Genomic DNA, 13941 nt, shown 5'->3' with positions numbered 1-13941 from the left:
TAATTAAATAATTTGAAGATTTTCAGGTTTTTTTGTTATGATTTTTAGTTGATAATAAGCAAATTAATATTTTATATGTGGAAATTAGCATTCAGTCATCCATTGATGACAAAAATAAAAAACACAGTTTAATGTATAGCAAACCTGCGAGCAACCTCGATAGCTGTTCATCAATCATTGTGCTTATCCAATCCAACTCAATATCCTCTCATTCAACATCAGGGTTTAACTTGTTATTGGCCTAATTTGTTAAATACAATTCAATTATCATGTGAATACTATGGTTAACAATCTTTTATGAAAAAATAAATAATAAATTTAAAGAATATCAAAGAACCCCCTGCCAAGTCAAGAAAAAGTGCAATTCAATGAGGAAAAATAATTACAAAATATAAAATAAGTCTAAAAATAATTCGCATAAAAAACACTAAATAGTTTTATAACTAAAAAAACCCAACTCGCCACATTCACTTATACAACAGACAGTTGCGAACCACTCTGAATTTAATCAATACTCATAGCGAATGTATTTATATGAAAGCATTTTGTGTAATTATAAATTAAACTTAGCCATTCAATTACTGACTTCGGTAATACAATAAAAAAAATAATTTATATGTGAATATTATTTTGCCTCATCACGACAGAAACGATAGCATGCCCTCCCATAATTCAATAGTAATGATATATACCATAACAAGTGAAGGCGCTAAGACGCTATTTATGCATTAACCTTTAGCAATCGGTTGCAGTAATACATTCACGATGATTGCACAACAGACAGGAAAATAGGGAATGTCTATGATGTCAGGAAAACACTCTGCAGAAACCCATCACGCGGCGAGAAAACGCTGGTTAGATTCTCATGATACGGGCTATCACAAAAGTATGGGCCGACGTCATATACAAATGATAGCGATCGGTGGTTCTATTGGTACTGGCTTATTTTTGGGCACCGGTGCTCGCTTGCAAATGGCTGGCCCAGCATTAGCCTTGGTTTATTTGGTCTGTGGTATTTTCTCTTTTTTCATTCTCAGAGCACTTGGTGAACTGATTTTACACCGCCCCTCCAGTGGCAGCTTTGTTTCTTATGCCCGTGAGTTTCTCGGCGAAAAAGCCTCATATGTTGCTGGATGGATGTATTTTCTAAACTGGGCAATGACCGGGATAGTCGATATCACCGCCGTTGCTCTCTATATGCATTATTGGGGAACTTTTTCTGATGTGCCCCAATGGTTATTTGCATTAGGCGCACTTTCAATTGTCGCTACCATGAATATGATTGGCGTGAAATGGTTTGCAGAAATGGAGTTCTGGTTTGCATTGATCAAAGTCGCCGCCATTTCCATATTTCTGATCGTGGGCGTGGTGTTTCTCGGTACTGGCCAAAGTGTTGGCGGGCACCCGTCAGGTATGCATCTGATTACTGATAATGGCGGATTTTTCCCGCACGGATTACTCCCCGCACTGATATTAGTTCAAGGTGTTATATTTGCTTTTGCCGGTATCGAGTTAATTGGTACTGCCGCCGGGGAATGTAAAGACCCGGAAAAAATGCTGCCCAAAGCTATCAATAGTGTGATTTTACGCATTGGTCTGTTTTATGTCGGCTCCGTAGTGCTACTGGTATGCTTGCTGCCGTGGAATGCCTATCAGGCGGGACAAAGCCCTTTCGTAACATTTTTCAGTAACTTAGGCGTTCCATACATTGGAACAATTATGAATATTGTGGTGCTATCTGCCGCCCTTTCCAGCCTAAACTCCGGTCTCTACTCTACAGGTCGTATTCTGCGCTCATTGTCGATGGGGGGATCCGCACCGAAATTCATGTCGAAAATGAGTCCCCAATCTGTTCCTTATGCCGGGATTCTGGTCACTGTCGGCATCTATGTCTTCGGAGTATTACTCAATTATCTTGTTCCCTCACAAGTATTTGAAATTGTTTTGAATATTGCATCATTAGGGATTATTAGCTCATGGGCATTCATCATTGTGTGTCAGATGAAATTACGTCAGGCAATTAAAAAAGGAACAGCTAAACCTGTCGCCTTCAAAATGCCCGGCGCTCCCGTGACCTCCTGGTTAACATTATTCTTCCTGGCAGGTGTATTAGTGATGATGGCGTTCGACTATCCGAATGGCACCTGGACCATTGCAGCTTTACCGGTGGTCGCTATATTATTGGTCATTGGTTGGTTTAGTTTGCGTAAACGCGCCCGCGAAGTTGCCGAAGATCCCATTGATATCCCCCTCAAAGAGGGTAAGACAAAAATAGTACAGCCCGCTGAGTTACATCAGCAAAAATCAGCTAGCTAGAGACTGATACTCAGTCTGTGGGGGGATAAATAAACCACGGACTGAGTTTAATACGGACAGGGTAAAAGTTTATATCAAGCATCTGCTGAAAAGTGAGACGTAAACTTATTTACATCTATAGTAACTTTATTTCACTCTGCCCGGCCCCGATTAAATCAGTGACAGAGAGTAAATTCGTGAAAACTCACCCCATGGGTGATAACCCACTCCGGTAAAGGTAAATCCATATTTTTCATAGAAACCAATATGGTCAGTACATAAATGTAATTCGTCGAAACCTAATTGTTTGGTCTCTTCAGCCAGGTGTTTTATTAGCAGCGCACCATAAGCATGGCCGCGAAAGTGTTCTTCAATATAGAGAGCACACAGCCAAGGGTACAAGTCCATACGACTGATGAAATCATTAGTAATCAGGCCGGCACCACCAATAATCTCAGAATTAAACTCCATTAAATACCATTGCGGTAACGGATTTTTTGCACCAATACATTGAGTAATACAATCTTGATAAAGCATTTTGGTTTCATCCGTGGCCCACTTACTTTGAAAGTAATGAATAGCTTTATCTTTATATTCTGGCTGATTTCTCACCGAGATAATCTTTATCATAAAATTATACCTGCCATCGATGTGTAATTGCTATTTTTGGTAGAGATCCCAGCGATTACCGTATATATCTTCAAATACGACCACCATGCCATAGGCTTCTTTGCGAGGACCTTAACAGAAAGTCCCTCCTTTTGACTTCATTAATTCATAATCACGCCAGAAGTTCTCGGTCTCAAGGAAAAGGCATTCCCGCCACCACACTGATTGCCAATAAATGTCGCTTGCATGATGATGGCATTCGGGATGTTTGTATTTATGCTGCAAACCGTCCCCTATCAAGATTTTCAGCATCAAATGGCATGGTGTCACCCGTCCAATGCGCGTATTGGCAAGCGACCAAGTAGCCAATTTTTAGGGCCGGACGAGGAGTCAATTACTCTATCCGGCGGGGTAGCAAACTGGCTTAATACCCGCACCACCGAAAAACCGGAGGTAAAGGTAAAACGCAAGCGCAAAGAACCAGAAGAGAAACAGGGCGAATACTTGATTGGCACCGATGAAAATGTGCTGACATTACGCACCACTTACGCCAGCAAACACAATGCACAGCGAGCGGCCAAATCGAATTGGGAACGGCTGCAACGGGGCGCGGCGAAATTCTCTATCCAACTTGCGAAAGGGCGCGCAGATCTCTCCCCAGAAGTACCGGTTAAAGTGATTGGATTCAAAAAACAGATTGATGAAGCTGATTGGACGTTGGTCACAGTGACTCACTCCGTGAGTGACAGCGGCTTTACTACCGTGCTGGAATTAGAGGTGAAAATAGATGATTTGGATATGGAATGATGATTTTTAATCAATAATCACGCATAATTATCATTAACACCGGCCATAGCCGGGATGATACTGGAGTCCGGATCATGTTCAATTGCCCTTTATGCCACAGCAGCCCATACCCGCAGCAGCAGCCAAATCACCATCGAAACCAAAGAGCGCTATCACCAGTGCATTAATGTGAATTGCGGTCATACTTTTGTGACGATGGAAAGTTTTATGCGTTCAATATCAAAGCCCGGCGAGATTAACCCTGTGATACCCCACCCGCAAACCGGCGGCCAAGTGGTTATGTTCTGACGGCTGGAAATAAATTTATCTGCCCTGCTCTCATCCCGCTTTTGCGGGATTTTTTATGGCAGCAAAAAAACGATGCTGCCACCCTGCTGCCATTTTGCTGCCACTTGCCAAATTTCAGGCACAAAAAAACCGCCTCACGGCGGTTAACGACATACTCATACTACTTTGTTTTACTTAGATTTGTTTCCATGGTGCCCGGGGCGGGACTTGAACCCGCACAGCCATAAGCCGAGGGATTTTAAATCCCTTGTGTCTACCGATTTCACCACCCGGGCTCTGGAAAACTGGAGGCGCGTCCCGGAGTCGAACCGAGGTAGACGGATTTGCAATCCGTAGCATGGCCACTCTGCCAACGCGCCTTATTCTTCTTTGCCTTACTGCTGAGGTTCGCTTATAGCCAACCTACTAATTTGGAGCGGGAAACGAGACTCGAACTCGCGACCCCGACCTTGGCAAGGTCGTGCTCTACCAACTGAGCTATTCCCGCAACATCAGAACTTACTGATTTTTTTGCTATCTTTCGACATTTGGTTGCTGCCGTCTGATGCGATGCATTCTACTTACCTGACGCGATGAGTCAATAAAATTATCTGACTAATTCGTTCGTTTGCTGCTTTTTCCGGCGCTTCGATCAAGGTTCGAGCAAATCTTTCCAGGCAGCGTTTAAATATTGAAACATTGACCAAAATGTCAGTACCGCGGCAATGTAGAGTAGAACAAAGCTCGCAAGCTCAATATTGTGGTCAGGACGCCAAAGTAACCCAACTAATGAGCCCATTTGAGCAGTTGTTTTTACCTTACCAATCCATGAAACCGCAACACTGCTGCGTTTACCAATTTCAGCCATCCATTCCCGGAGAGAGGAAATGATAATTTCACGGGCAATCATGGTCGCTGCCGGCAAAGTAATCCACCAGACATGGTAATATTCAGCAACCAACACTAATGCGATGGCCACCATAACTTTATCCGCAACAGGGTCAAGAAAAGCCCCAAAACGGGTTGTTTGCTTCCAGCGGCGGGCTAAAAAGCCATCGAACCAATCGGTTGCTGCTGCAAACACGAAAATGATGGCACAAACCATCGGAGCCCAGACGAATGGCAGGTAAAACGCCAAAACGAAGAATGGGATGAGTACAACACGAAACAGGGTAAGCCAAGTCGGTATATTCAATTGCATAATGCTACGATAACTATCTGGCTGGTGTGGATATTATGAGTATGGTGCAACATTAGCTTCAGTGTTTCAATGCATTGTAGATTTTTTCTGCCAATGCTTGTGAAATACTCGGCACTTTTGCAATTTCCTCGACGCTAGCATTAAGTAAAGGTTGCAGTCCCCCCATATACTTCAGCAGTATTTGCCGCCGTTTAGGGCCAACTCCCTCTATCATTTCTAATGCACTAGTATTTTTTACTTTTGAACGACGCTGCCTATGCCCAGTTATTGCATGATTGTGAGAATCGTCACGAATATGTTGAATTAAATGTAATGCAGGAGAGTCTGGCGGCAATGAAAAGCCCTCCCCTTCAGCTGCCAGAAACAATGTTTCTAGCCCTGCTTTTCGGTCACTTCCTTTAGCAACCCCAACTAATAGCGGTTTTTGCTTGTCCCACGTAACATTTAGTGAAGCAAAAACGTCAAAAGCTTGGGATAACTGACCTTTACCACCGTCAATAAAGATAACGTCGGGGATCTTTTTATCATCTAATGCTTTGCCGTATCGGCGTTTCAGCACTTGAGACATAGCCGCATAATCATCACCCGGCGTGATACCACTAATATTGTAGCGCCTATATTCCGAACGTACAGGACCATTTGCGTCAAATACCACACAAGATGCTACTGTCTGTTCTCCCATCGTATGACTGATATCAAAACATTCCATCCGATTTATCTCATCAAGATTAAGAATCTTAGCCAACTCTTTCATTCGTTGATGGATAGTTGATTGCTGCGATAACCGTGTCACCAGTGCTGTTGAAGCATTCGTCCGAGCAAGTTTGAGGTAACGAGCTCGATCACCACGAGGACGACTTTGGATCTGAATTTTTCTTCCCGCCAGTTCAGAAAGAGAGGATGCCAACAGATCCTTTTCCTCAAGGGTGAAATCTAACAAAATTTCACCCGGGAGCGTACGCCCTTGGCTTCCTTGTAAGTAAAACTGCCCGACGAATGTCTGAACAACTTCACTCAATTCAGTTCCAGCAGGAACCTTGGGGAAATAACTTCGGCTTCCCAGAACCTTTCCCTGCCGAATAAACAACACATGTACACAAGCTAATCCAGCATCAAACGCTACCCCGATGACATCGAGATCTTCACTGTCGCCGGAAACAAACTGCTGCTCCGTAACGCGCCGTACCGCTTGTATTTGGTCACGAATACGCGCCGCATCTTCAAAATGAAGCAATCGACTGGCATCTTCCATGCGTGAAATCAATTGCGTCAATACTTGTTGGTCTTTGCCTGAGAGGAACAAACGCACATAATCGACCTGGCGCTGATACTCTTCTTCAGTCACTAATCCGGTAACACAGGGCCCAGAACAACGGCCAATTTGGTATTGCAGACACGGCCGCGAGCGATTGCGATAAACACTGTTTTCACATTGTCTAACAGGAAAAAGCTTTTGTAATAATGCTAAAGTTTCGCGAACGGCATAGGAATTTGGAAATGGCCCAAAATATTCCCCTTTCTCATGCTTTGCACCACGATGAATCGCCAGACGAGGATGCTTATCTGCACTGAGGAAAATAAGTGGATACGATTTATCATCCCGCAACAACACATTGTAACGGGGCTGATAAAGTTTGATGTAATTATGCTCAAGTAAGAGCGCTTCCGTCTCCGTATGAGTGACGGTTACATCAATCTGGGCAATATTCTTAACTAAGGTTTCCGTTTTACGGCTCGCAACCTGAGCACGGAAATAGCTAGTCAGGCGCTTTTTGAGATCTTTTGCTTTGCCGACATAAATAACTGTTCCCGCCTTATCATACATGCGGTAAACACCAGGTTGGCTGGTGACAGTTTTCAAAAACTCTTTAGAATCAAAACAATCAGTCACTATTTGATAACGTCTCCGCGTTAAACAGCCCATGGCGGATAGCCAAGTGGGTCAATTCAACGTCACCACTAATATTAAGCTTACTAAACATCCGGTAACGGTAACTGTTCACCGTTTTTGGGCTCAGATGAAGTTGTTCCGATATCTCATTCACCTTCTGGCCTTTCGTTATCATGAGCATAATTTGTAACTCACGCTCAGATAAACAACTAAAAGGTGTTTCCGTCGAGGGTTCCAACTGCCCCAACGCCATTTGCTGTGCAATATCTGAGGCTATGTAACGTTGCCCCGAATGAACAGCACGGATAGCAGTCACTACATCCTGAGGTGCCGCACCTTTACTTAAGTACCCACAGGCACCCGCCTGCATAACTTTCGCGGGTAATGGATTCTCAGTATGAATAGTCAACATGATAACTTTAGTATCCGGAGAGAAGCGTAAAATTTTACGTGTAGCCTCCAACCCGCCGATGCCGGGCATATTCATATCCATCAATACGATATCAACAATATGGCTGCGGCACCATTTTACCGCATCTTCACCACACTGCATCTCATCCGCTACTTTGATACCCTTGATGTCTTCAAGAATGCGTCGTATCCCTGCGCGCACCAGTTCGTGGTCATCAACAAGAAGAACGCTAATCAAAGAAAATTCTCCAAAAATAAGGGAGTAACCTAATCACGCTTTACTTACAGTAATGATATTACTTGTTTTCGGGCAAAGAATGAATACAGAATAATTGCAAATTCATATCTATATCGTTTGACAGATATTGTTTTCATCAACATTTTTACTATGTACATAAAATTTCAGATGTATCAATTAATGACAAGATAAAAAAGAAAAGTTTTTTTAAGATTTTTCTTGTGGTTATCTATTCGTTCATAAAAAAAATAATTTTCACCCTCAGAAAAGTTATTTTTATGCCAGCAAACACAACATATTGATACAACTAACAATCAGATAATTTTGTTCTATTTTTAAGTATAGGAATTATTCTTATTTTTTTATTTATTATTGATCTTTTATTCACTATGAAAATGCGTGATTTTTAACATAATTTACCCATTATAAGAAAATATGGACATTATGAACTTAATTAAGTTAATCCATCCAGCACGAATAGAGGCATAGATTGGCCACAGCATCAGCATAAATACTCTCTTGGCTTGTGGCGCTCATTGAAGATTGCGCACATGTTATCAAAGCTAATCATCAGTTTATGATATAATACGATAACTGTTTAATAATGCCGCTTATGTTCACTGTCGTGCGGGTCTACCTGCATCCATCTTGTCCACAAGCAAGCGACTACTTCAGGAAAAAAAATGAGTAATCCAGACTTTACCACTTCTGCTGATCCAGAAACTTTAGCCAATGAAGTTGCATGTTTGAAAGCTACTGTAACCCTGCTGCTAAAAGCGATCGGCCAAGCCGATGCGGGGAAAGTAATCTTAAATATCGAACGTTCCATTGCCGATATCGAAGACACTGCTCAAGCTGAAGTTTTCGCCAATACACTGGCTCAAATTAAAAGCGGCTATCGTCAATAGCAGCAAGTGACAGCCTGTAATATCCCTATGCAGTCATGCTGCCGATATAGAAAATTCTTTTTCTTTCATCGAAATATACTCTATCGGCAGCTTATTTTATGGTCGTTCGAGACAATGATGAGCCTATTACTTAAAGCATTAATCGGTGCCAGCGTTGTGGTGTTAATTGGAATATTATCGAAAACACGTAATTACTATATTGCGGGCTTGATCCCATTGTTTCCAACGTTTGCGCTTCTTGCGCATTATATTGTCGGCAGTGAACGTAGCATCGAAGCATTGCGTGTAACAATTATTTTTGGCTTATGGGCAATCATTCCTTACTTTATCTATCTGATATCACTTTATTTTTTTCTTGACCACCTACGTTTATCCATTGCGTTAAGTGCCGCTGTTTTATGTTGGATTATTGCAGCCTGGATACTCATATCAGCCTGGAGTCAGTGGCACAGTTAACGGCGACTATGTTATAAACCTCGTCTAATCAGCGTAATAGCAACAAAACAAGGGCATGAATAGCCAGCATTATTACAGAAAAAGTCAGGTTTAAATTACTGATTGACTTTGATCTCACCTCATCAGACGGCTCATCACTGACCTGAATTTTTCTGATTTTGTAAATCCAGTAGCCACCAAGCACCACAAAAAATAGTGCTAATGATACCGCCAACAGAGGATAACCCCAGACCAAATACTCGCTTAGCCCTGCAACAACAAACCAAATAATGACGAAGACCATGATTAAACACCTAACGTTTTTGGGGTATACAAGGTTAACTCACATCATATTATTGCAAAAACTCTTTTTGTACCCAAAGGCTCACACTCCCCCCACTTACTGGGAATACCGCCTCACCAGAATCATCTGTAGTAATAATAGCCGGATGATTACCTAAAAAATCAGCAAACTCTTTATTAGCTAAGTCTTCCCCAAGCGTGATTACTTTCTTATTTTCCGCACCATTAGAAAGAATAACAACACAGCCGGGGTCTTCCTCTGTGCCAGCTCGCACAAAAGCAATACAATTCTTATCATCAAAATAGTCACTTTGTGCACCATGTGCGAAGCGCTTTCTAGCTTGAATTAATTTATCTAACTCCGCAATGATTGGCATTTCTATTTGATAAGTCCCGCCATCATCCCCAGTATCTTCATAGCTAGTACCAAATAAATCAGGATAAAACACGCATGGGATTCCCTGCTCACGAATTAAAATTAATGCGTATGCTAGCGGTTTAAACCAAGGCTCGACTGGCGCTTCTAGTGATTGGAGTGGCTGAGTGTCATGATTTGCCACTATAGTGATGGTATGCATTGGATCGGCTTCAATTAATGTCCCACTGAACACTTGTGTAAGATCAAAATCCTCACCTTGATTTGAAGCTTCGTGAAACTTGTGGTGTAAAGCGACATCAAACAGCATTGCCAAACCTTCAACCCGTTCCAGATATTGTTGTAACTTTGTAATATCAGGTGACCAATATTCCGCGATAATCAGCAAATCATGTTCCGCTTTATTTTGTACGTGCTGAATCCATTGTTTAAAGAACCATGCAGGAATATGCTTTACTGCATCCAAACGGAAACCATCAATGGGTAGTGTTTCTAACAACCATTCCCCCCAATACTTTAGCTCCTCTATTACTGCGGGGTTACGAAAATCAATATCGGCTCCCATTAGATAATCAAAATTACCTAACTCATCGTCAACTTCGGTTCCCCAACCTTCATTGCTATAATCATTTATAATCTTAAAAATACCTTCATCTGCCGGATCTTCAATATGGTCAACGCCATTAATGCACTGCTTATCCCAAATAAAGGAGGAATATATTTCATTACGGCCCGGAAAAGTAAATCGGGTATAAGCCTGGGCATCGATAACCTCATCGTCAATGTCAGTACGGTTTTCAATATTGACGTTATGGACACTTACCGCTTCTTTTTCATCAGCACCCATTTTATGATTGAATACAACATCAAAAAGGATTTTGATATCCACTTCCTTTAAGCGATTAATTGCATTCACAAGCTCCTCTTTATTTCCGTATTTTGTCGCCTGAGTCCCCTTCTGATCAAATTCACCTAAATCAAATAAGTCATAGGTATCATATCCGACAGAATATCCACCCGAGGCTCCTTTATAGGCTGGAGGAAGCCAAACATAATTAATCCCAAGTTGACTAATATGCTCTGCTTGCTCAGCGACCTCCTGCCATAGCTTACCTCCGTCAGGATAATACCAATGAAAGAACTGAAAAATAGTGGGGTTTTTCATAGGCTTGACACTCCATTTTACCGTTATCTCATAGTATGGCTCACTTTATAAAATTTGGGCGGGCAATAAGGTAATAGACTGTGTATTTCTTTTACTAATGGGATAATGTAAGCCTTATCTATCATTGATTTAGGGGTATTCAGATTCCTATTATTCTCTTATAACAGCTGGCTGTTAGCTGAAAGCACGCCCCTTGCTTAGTTACGCCAAACTTAGTCGTTCAATTGATGGATTGGATGGTGCTCCGGAGTGGCCAGTAAATGGCTATCAGGCTGAAGGGAAACGGGTAACAGATTGGTTGGCTAAGAGGGTTATCAAACAGCATAGAACCTTAGGAAATTATATTAATACTTTGATTAAGCATGGTTTTGTTATTACACATTTAGAAGAATGGGGCCCAACAGCACAACAAATTACAGATTGGCCTGCATTGGATGAGGAAAAGGAGCGCCCTGAGGTTGGGATTTTTATTTTATACAAATTCTTCAGCAATAGATTATCGACCGGTCTTCCATGGAAAATCGTTCCTTGTGAAACACCATCTTTATCTATTAAAGGATACTTATCAAAAAACCAAGCTTGAAAATATGATTGACCATCAAAAGCATGTATTTCAATTGATGTTATACGGTCTTGCAATAGCTCTACTTTGCGGTCATGCTGTTGAAAATCTGTTTGAAACTCAGCAGTAGGCGCTGGGAGTTCTCCGTCAAATCGTCCTTCAACGCAAAATTTGTTTGGTAACGCCAATAAGGATTTGTATTTATCATTTGCATAAATAAACTTTGATTGATTATCTTTTGCCCCCCAAGGTTCAGAGCTTAGCGCCCAAAAATGTATTAATAATTTGAGAGCGTCGTATAGATTTTCATTCATTCAATTCACCTTTTAGTATTGGGATTATATTTTAATTATTAATTAAATAATAAATTACTCATCTTGTCTTTATACTTAAGTCGTGATTATTTAATTATTAAATAGCGGTTACCATCAAATGTTCAGGCCATTTTTTACTCTGCTGACTAAAAGGATGTTTGGCATGATAAATTTTTCAAATTTTGCTGGAAATAAAGTAAAAGAAGACCCTGTGGTGGGTATATCAATTATAGAAATGTTTAAGAAAGAGGGGTTACAGGCCTATGGTACAATAATTGATCAAGGAAAGTATGTTGTCTGCCATAGTCATACTGAGGGTGAGGAATGGTATATCATCCTTTCGGGAGAGGGTTCAATTTGGACAGCAGACGTTATAGAGGGTATTTTAAAAAATCACCGAGAAGATAAATTTAGCAAAGGTTCTGTATTTTGCATTTATCCCAATACTGCACATCAACTCATCGCAAAAACAACGGTAGAATTCGTATTCTTATGTCCAGAATCGCATATTACCGATGACAGATATATGTTTGAAAATATTTTTAGGTAAGATGATCAACGAATAAAAAGACTTTCCGGATCAGTGCTGCATCAACCTTGAACTTGAAGTTCCACTATTAGATACAACATATTGATAAATATTGAAAATAAACTTCAAGATGAAGAATTAAACGTCTTGATGTCGCCGCCATGAAGCAACGGAGGTGGCGCAATTCCCTATCAATCTTCTACACACATTGAACATCGAGTTAATTGCTGTTTTCCTGTTGCCTTTGATATATCAGCAAGTCTAGTTCGGGCGCTTTCCCCGAAACGCGTGACAACATCGCATGAACCTGCCCTCGATGATGGGCCTGGTGATTGAACCAGTGAGCCAAAGCAGACCAGATAATCTGCTTTTTCAGCTCTGGCGTCGAAGCCCGGCGATAGGTGATAGTGGTACTCAGGTCGGCTTCCGACAACCCCACGATAAAATCAACGATCTTCTCATCTTCTTCTTTCCGTGCCAGTCTTAAACTAGGCAAATCATTGTCGAATAGAATCTGGTCCAAACAATACCCTGTTTCAGGTAATGCGCTTAACCGATGCCTCCATATCCGGTCGGTCACGAGTAGGTGATTTAGCGTTCCCTCGATAGATCCAAAGAAAGCACCACAATCGTTACGATAGGCATCTGAGCCAATCTGTCCAACACAGGAATACAAACGCTCATTCGCCCATGCGTTGTATCCTGCCAGAATGTTGAAATGTAATTTGAGTGAACTCATAAAGTTATCCGTAGTACAGAACAGTCGACTTAAACCCAATCATCCCGAAGATACAGATGTGAGTTTTTGAAAATTATCGTTAATGCGACTTGCGCGCTTCCCCGCGATCACTTGGCAGGGTATGTCTGAAAAATTCGGTTATCGCCACCCGGAGGCTTTTGCAGAGACAAAATACCGGTTGTTCTGAACATGCTTATTCATCCACCGCCCAGTCCTGCACCAGTGAAGCCCGGTGATACAGCGCAGAACAGTGGTCTCATGAATGAACTGTGATTGAGCAATCATGGCCGTTGACCAGCCCTGAGCAGACCAAAGCACAGAACGAATCCTGTCGCAGACACGGCGGTTACGACTTTGTCGGTGCTGAATCTCAAGGACTGCAATTTGTTCAGGTGAGAGTCTGATGTTCATGAAATGAGCATGATCCCCAGACTACGAAAAATCAAGCATCTCAAATGATTATCAGTATAACGCATTGAATAAAAACAGATTATTTATCAATTTGAGTAATTTAAAGTAGTTAATAAACTCAAATGAACGTTGAAGTGTTTATTATGATGAAATGCCCTATTTGCCGTTGCACAGCACATACTCGATCCAGTCGTGAAATATCTGCCGAAACTAAAGAGAGATATAATCAGTGTACCAATATTAATTACGGACACATCTTTATTATAATGGAGACATTTTATTCGCTCTATTATGACGCTGGGTGTTATTAATAAAATTCCGCCACATTCAACTGCTCAAGGGCAATCAACGCTCAATTTCTCATTATATTATTTGGCTAAAAAACAACCTGCTAACTCGCGGTTTTTTTTAGCGTCAAAATATCGCCATTGCCACAGATTTCTGTCGCCATTTTGTCGCCACTACTTTTGGGGGTTTTAA

Annotated in this window: 14 protein-coding genes, 3 tRNA genes and 4 pseudogenes; 9 read left to right on the top strand and 12 right to left on the bottom strand. The window is 41.5% G+C overall.

Annotated features, from left to right (window positions below; genetic code table 11):
• Window positions 1–801 precede the first annotated feature (801 nt).
• Entirely contained in the window at window positions 802–2316 is a 1515-nt protein-coding gene (ansP, locus tag OP863_RS08655; protein ID WP_265526250.1) for an L-asparagine permease, read from the top strand.
• 150 nt (window positions 2317–2466) lie between these two features.
• On the opposite strand, the gene OP863_RS08650 is transcribed toward ansP, so the two are convergent.
• Together OP863_RS08650 and OP863_RS08645 are read right to left on the bottom strand one after the other, a co-directional pair.
• Window positions 2467–2925, bottom strand: coding sequence for a GNAT family N-acetyltransferase (locus OP863_RS08650; protein ID WP_145588144.1), 459 nt, complete (start codon window positions 2923–2925; stop codon window positions 2467–2469).
• A gap of 30 nt (window positions 2926–2955) precedes the next feature.
• A pseudogene (locus tag OP863_RS08645) lies at window positions 2956–3149 on the bottom strand (VOC family protein); the annotation flags it as partial.
• Between the two features lie 70 nt (window positions 3150–3219).
• On the opposite strand from OP863_RS08645, the gene OP863_RS08635 reads away from it, so the two are divergent.
• Window positions 3220–3711, top strand: coding sequence for a phage tail protein (locus OP863_RS08635; RefSeq protein ID WP_416222826.1), 492 nt, complete (start codon window positions 3220–3222; stop codon window positions 3709–3711).
• Between the two features lie 74 nt (window positions 3712–3785).
• Window positions 3786–3999 (top strand): annotated as a pseudogene (locus OP863_RS08630) (ogr/Delta-like zinc finger family protein).
• Between the two features lie 189 nt (window positions 4000–4188).
• On the opposite strand, the gene OP863_RS08625 reads toward OP863_RS08630, so the two are convergent.
• The 6 genes from OP863_RS08625 to uvrY form a co-directional block, all read right to left on the bottom strand.
• A tRNA-Leu gene (locus OP863_RS08625) sits at window positions 4189–4274 on the bottom strand.
• Between the two features lie 10 nt (window positions 4275–4284).
• Window positions 4285–4358: transfer RNA gene (locus OP863_RS08620), tRNA-Cys, on the bottom strand.
• A 52-nt stretch (window positions 4359–4410) separates the two neighbouring features.
• A tRNA-Gly gene (locus OP863_RS08615) sits at window positions 4411–4486 on the bottom strand.
• A gap of 144 nt (window positions 4487–4630) precedes the next feature.
• Window positions 4631–5179 (bottom strand): CDP-diacylglycerol--glycerol-3-phosphate 3-phosphatidyltransferase, encoded by a 549-nt coding sequence (gene pgsA / locus OP863_RS08610; RefSeq protein WP_038633627.1) that lies wholly within the window; start codon window positions 5177–5179, stop codon window positions 4631–4633.
• A gap of 58 nt (window positions 5180–5237) precedes the next feature.
• Window positions 5238–7070, bottom strand: coding sequence for an excinuclease ABC subunit UvrC (gene uvrC, locus OP863_RS08605; RefSeq protein WP_145588433.1), 1833 nt, complete (start codon window positions 7068–7070; stop codon window positions 5238–5240).
• On the bottom strand, window positions 7063–7719 hold the full coding sequence (gene uvrY / locus OP863_RS08600) for a UvrY/SirA/GacA family response regulator transcription factor (protein ID WP_038633633.1): 657 nt from the start codon (window positions 7717–7719) through the stop codon (window positions 7063–7065). The genes uvrC and uvrY overlap by 8 nt, the downstream gene beginning before the upstream one ends.
• Window positions 7720–8402: 683 nt before the next feature.
• Between uvrY and OP863_RS08595 the strand changes: the two genes are divergently transcribed.
• Together OP863_RS08595 and OP863_RS08590 are read left to right on the top strand one after the other, a co-directional pair.
• The gene (locus tag OP863_RS08595; protein ID WP_038633636.1) at window positions 8403–8627 is read left to right on the top strand and encodes a DUF2594 family protein; all 225 of its coding nucleotides are present in this window, start codon (window positions 8403–8405) and stop codon (window positions 8625–8627) included.
• 117 nt (window positions 8628–8744) lie between these two features.
• A complete protein-coding gene (locus OP863_RS08590; protein ID WP_050291805.1) occupies window positions 8745–9083 on the top strand; it encodes a GlpM family protein in 339 nt (112 codons plus the stop codon).
• Between the two features lie 28 nt (window positions 9084–9111).
• On the opposite strand, the gene OP863_RS08585 is transcribed toward OP863_RS08590, so the two are convergent.
• Together OP863_RS08585 and amyA are read right to left on the bottom strand one after the other, a co-directional pair.
• Window positions 9112–9366, bottom strand: coding sequence for a hypothetical protein (locus OP863_RS08585; RefSeq protein WP_038633638.1), 255 nt, complete (start codon window positions 9364–9366; stop codon window positions 9112–9114).
• A gap of 49 nt (window positions 9367–9415) precedes the next feature.
• On the bottom strand, window positions 9416–10906 hold the full coding sequence (gene amyA, locus OP863_RS08580) for an alpha-amylase (protein WP_265526124.1): 1491 nt from the start codon (window positions 10904–10906) through the stop codon (window positions 9416–9418).
• A gap of 235 nt (window positions 10907–11141) precedes the next feature.
• Here amyA and OP863_RS08575 point away from each other — a divergent pair.
• Window positions 11142–11387, top strand: a pseudogene (locus OP863_RS08575) (SAM-dependent methyltransferase); the annotation flags it as partial.
• Here OP863_RS08575 and OP863_RS08570 read toward each other — a convergent pair.
• Window positions 11360–11782: pseudogene (locus OP863_RS08570) on the bottom strand (PAS domain-containing protein); the annotation flags it as partial. The pseudogenes OP863_RS08575 and OP863_RS08570 sit on opposite strands and share 28 nt — an antisense overlap.
• A gap of 163 nt (window positions 11783–11945) precedes the next feature.
• Here OP863_RS08570 and OP863_RS08565 point away from each other — a divergent pair.
• Window positions 11946–12332 carry a cupin domain-containing protein gene (locus tag OP863_RS08565; RefSeq protein ID WP_265526123.1) on the top strand — a complete coding sequence of 129 codons (387 nt, stop codon included), beginning with the start codon at window positions 11946–11948 and terminating at the stop codon, window positions 12330–12332.
• A 199-nt stretch (window positions 12333–12531) separates the two neighbouring features.
• Here OP863_RS08565 and OP863_RS08560 read toward each other — a convergent pair whose 3' ends face one another.
• The gene (locus OP863_RS08560; RefSeq protein ID WP_265526122.1) at window positions 12532–13050 is read right to left on the bottom strand and encodes a DinB family protein; all 519 of its coding nucleotides are present in this window, start codon (window positions 13048–13050) and stop codon (window positions 12532–12534) included.
• 269 nt (window positions 13051–13319) lie between these two features.
• Between OP863_RS08560 and OP863_RS08555 the strand changes: the two genes are divergently transcribed.
• Both OP863_RS08555 and OP863_RS08550 read left to right on the top strand, forming a co-directional pair.
• On the top strand, window positions 13320–13454 hold the full coding sequence (locus OP863_RS08555; protein WP_261369766.1) for a hypothetical protein: 135 nt from the start codon (window positions 13320–13322) through the stop codon (window positions 13452–13454).
• A gap of 129 nt (window positions 13455–13583) precedes the next feature.
• A complete protein-coding gene (locus OP863_RS08550) occupies window positions 13584–13772 on the top strand; it encodes an ogr/Delta-like zinc finger family protein (protein WP_416222824.1) in 189 nt (62 codons plus the stop codon).
• Window positions 13773–13941: the final 169 nt, after the last annotated feature.

This window comes from Yersinia sp. SCPM-O-B-9106 (C-191) (assembly GCF_026183365.1).
Taxonomy (GTDB): Bacteria; Pseudomonadota; Gammaproteobacteria; order Enterobacterales; family Enterobacteriaceae; genus Yersinia; species Yersinia rochesterensis.
The sequence above is the reverse complement of the archived record's forward strand: the minus strand, read 5'-3'. Positions and strand labels throughout refer to the sequence as shown.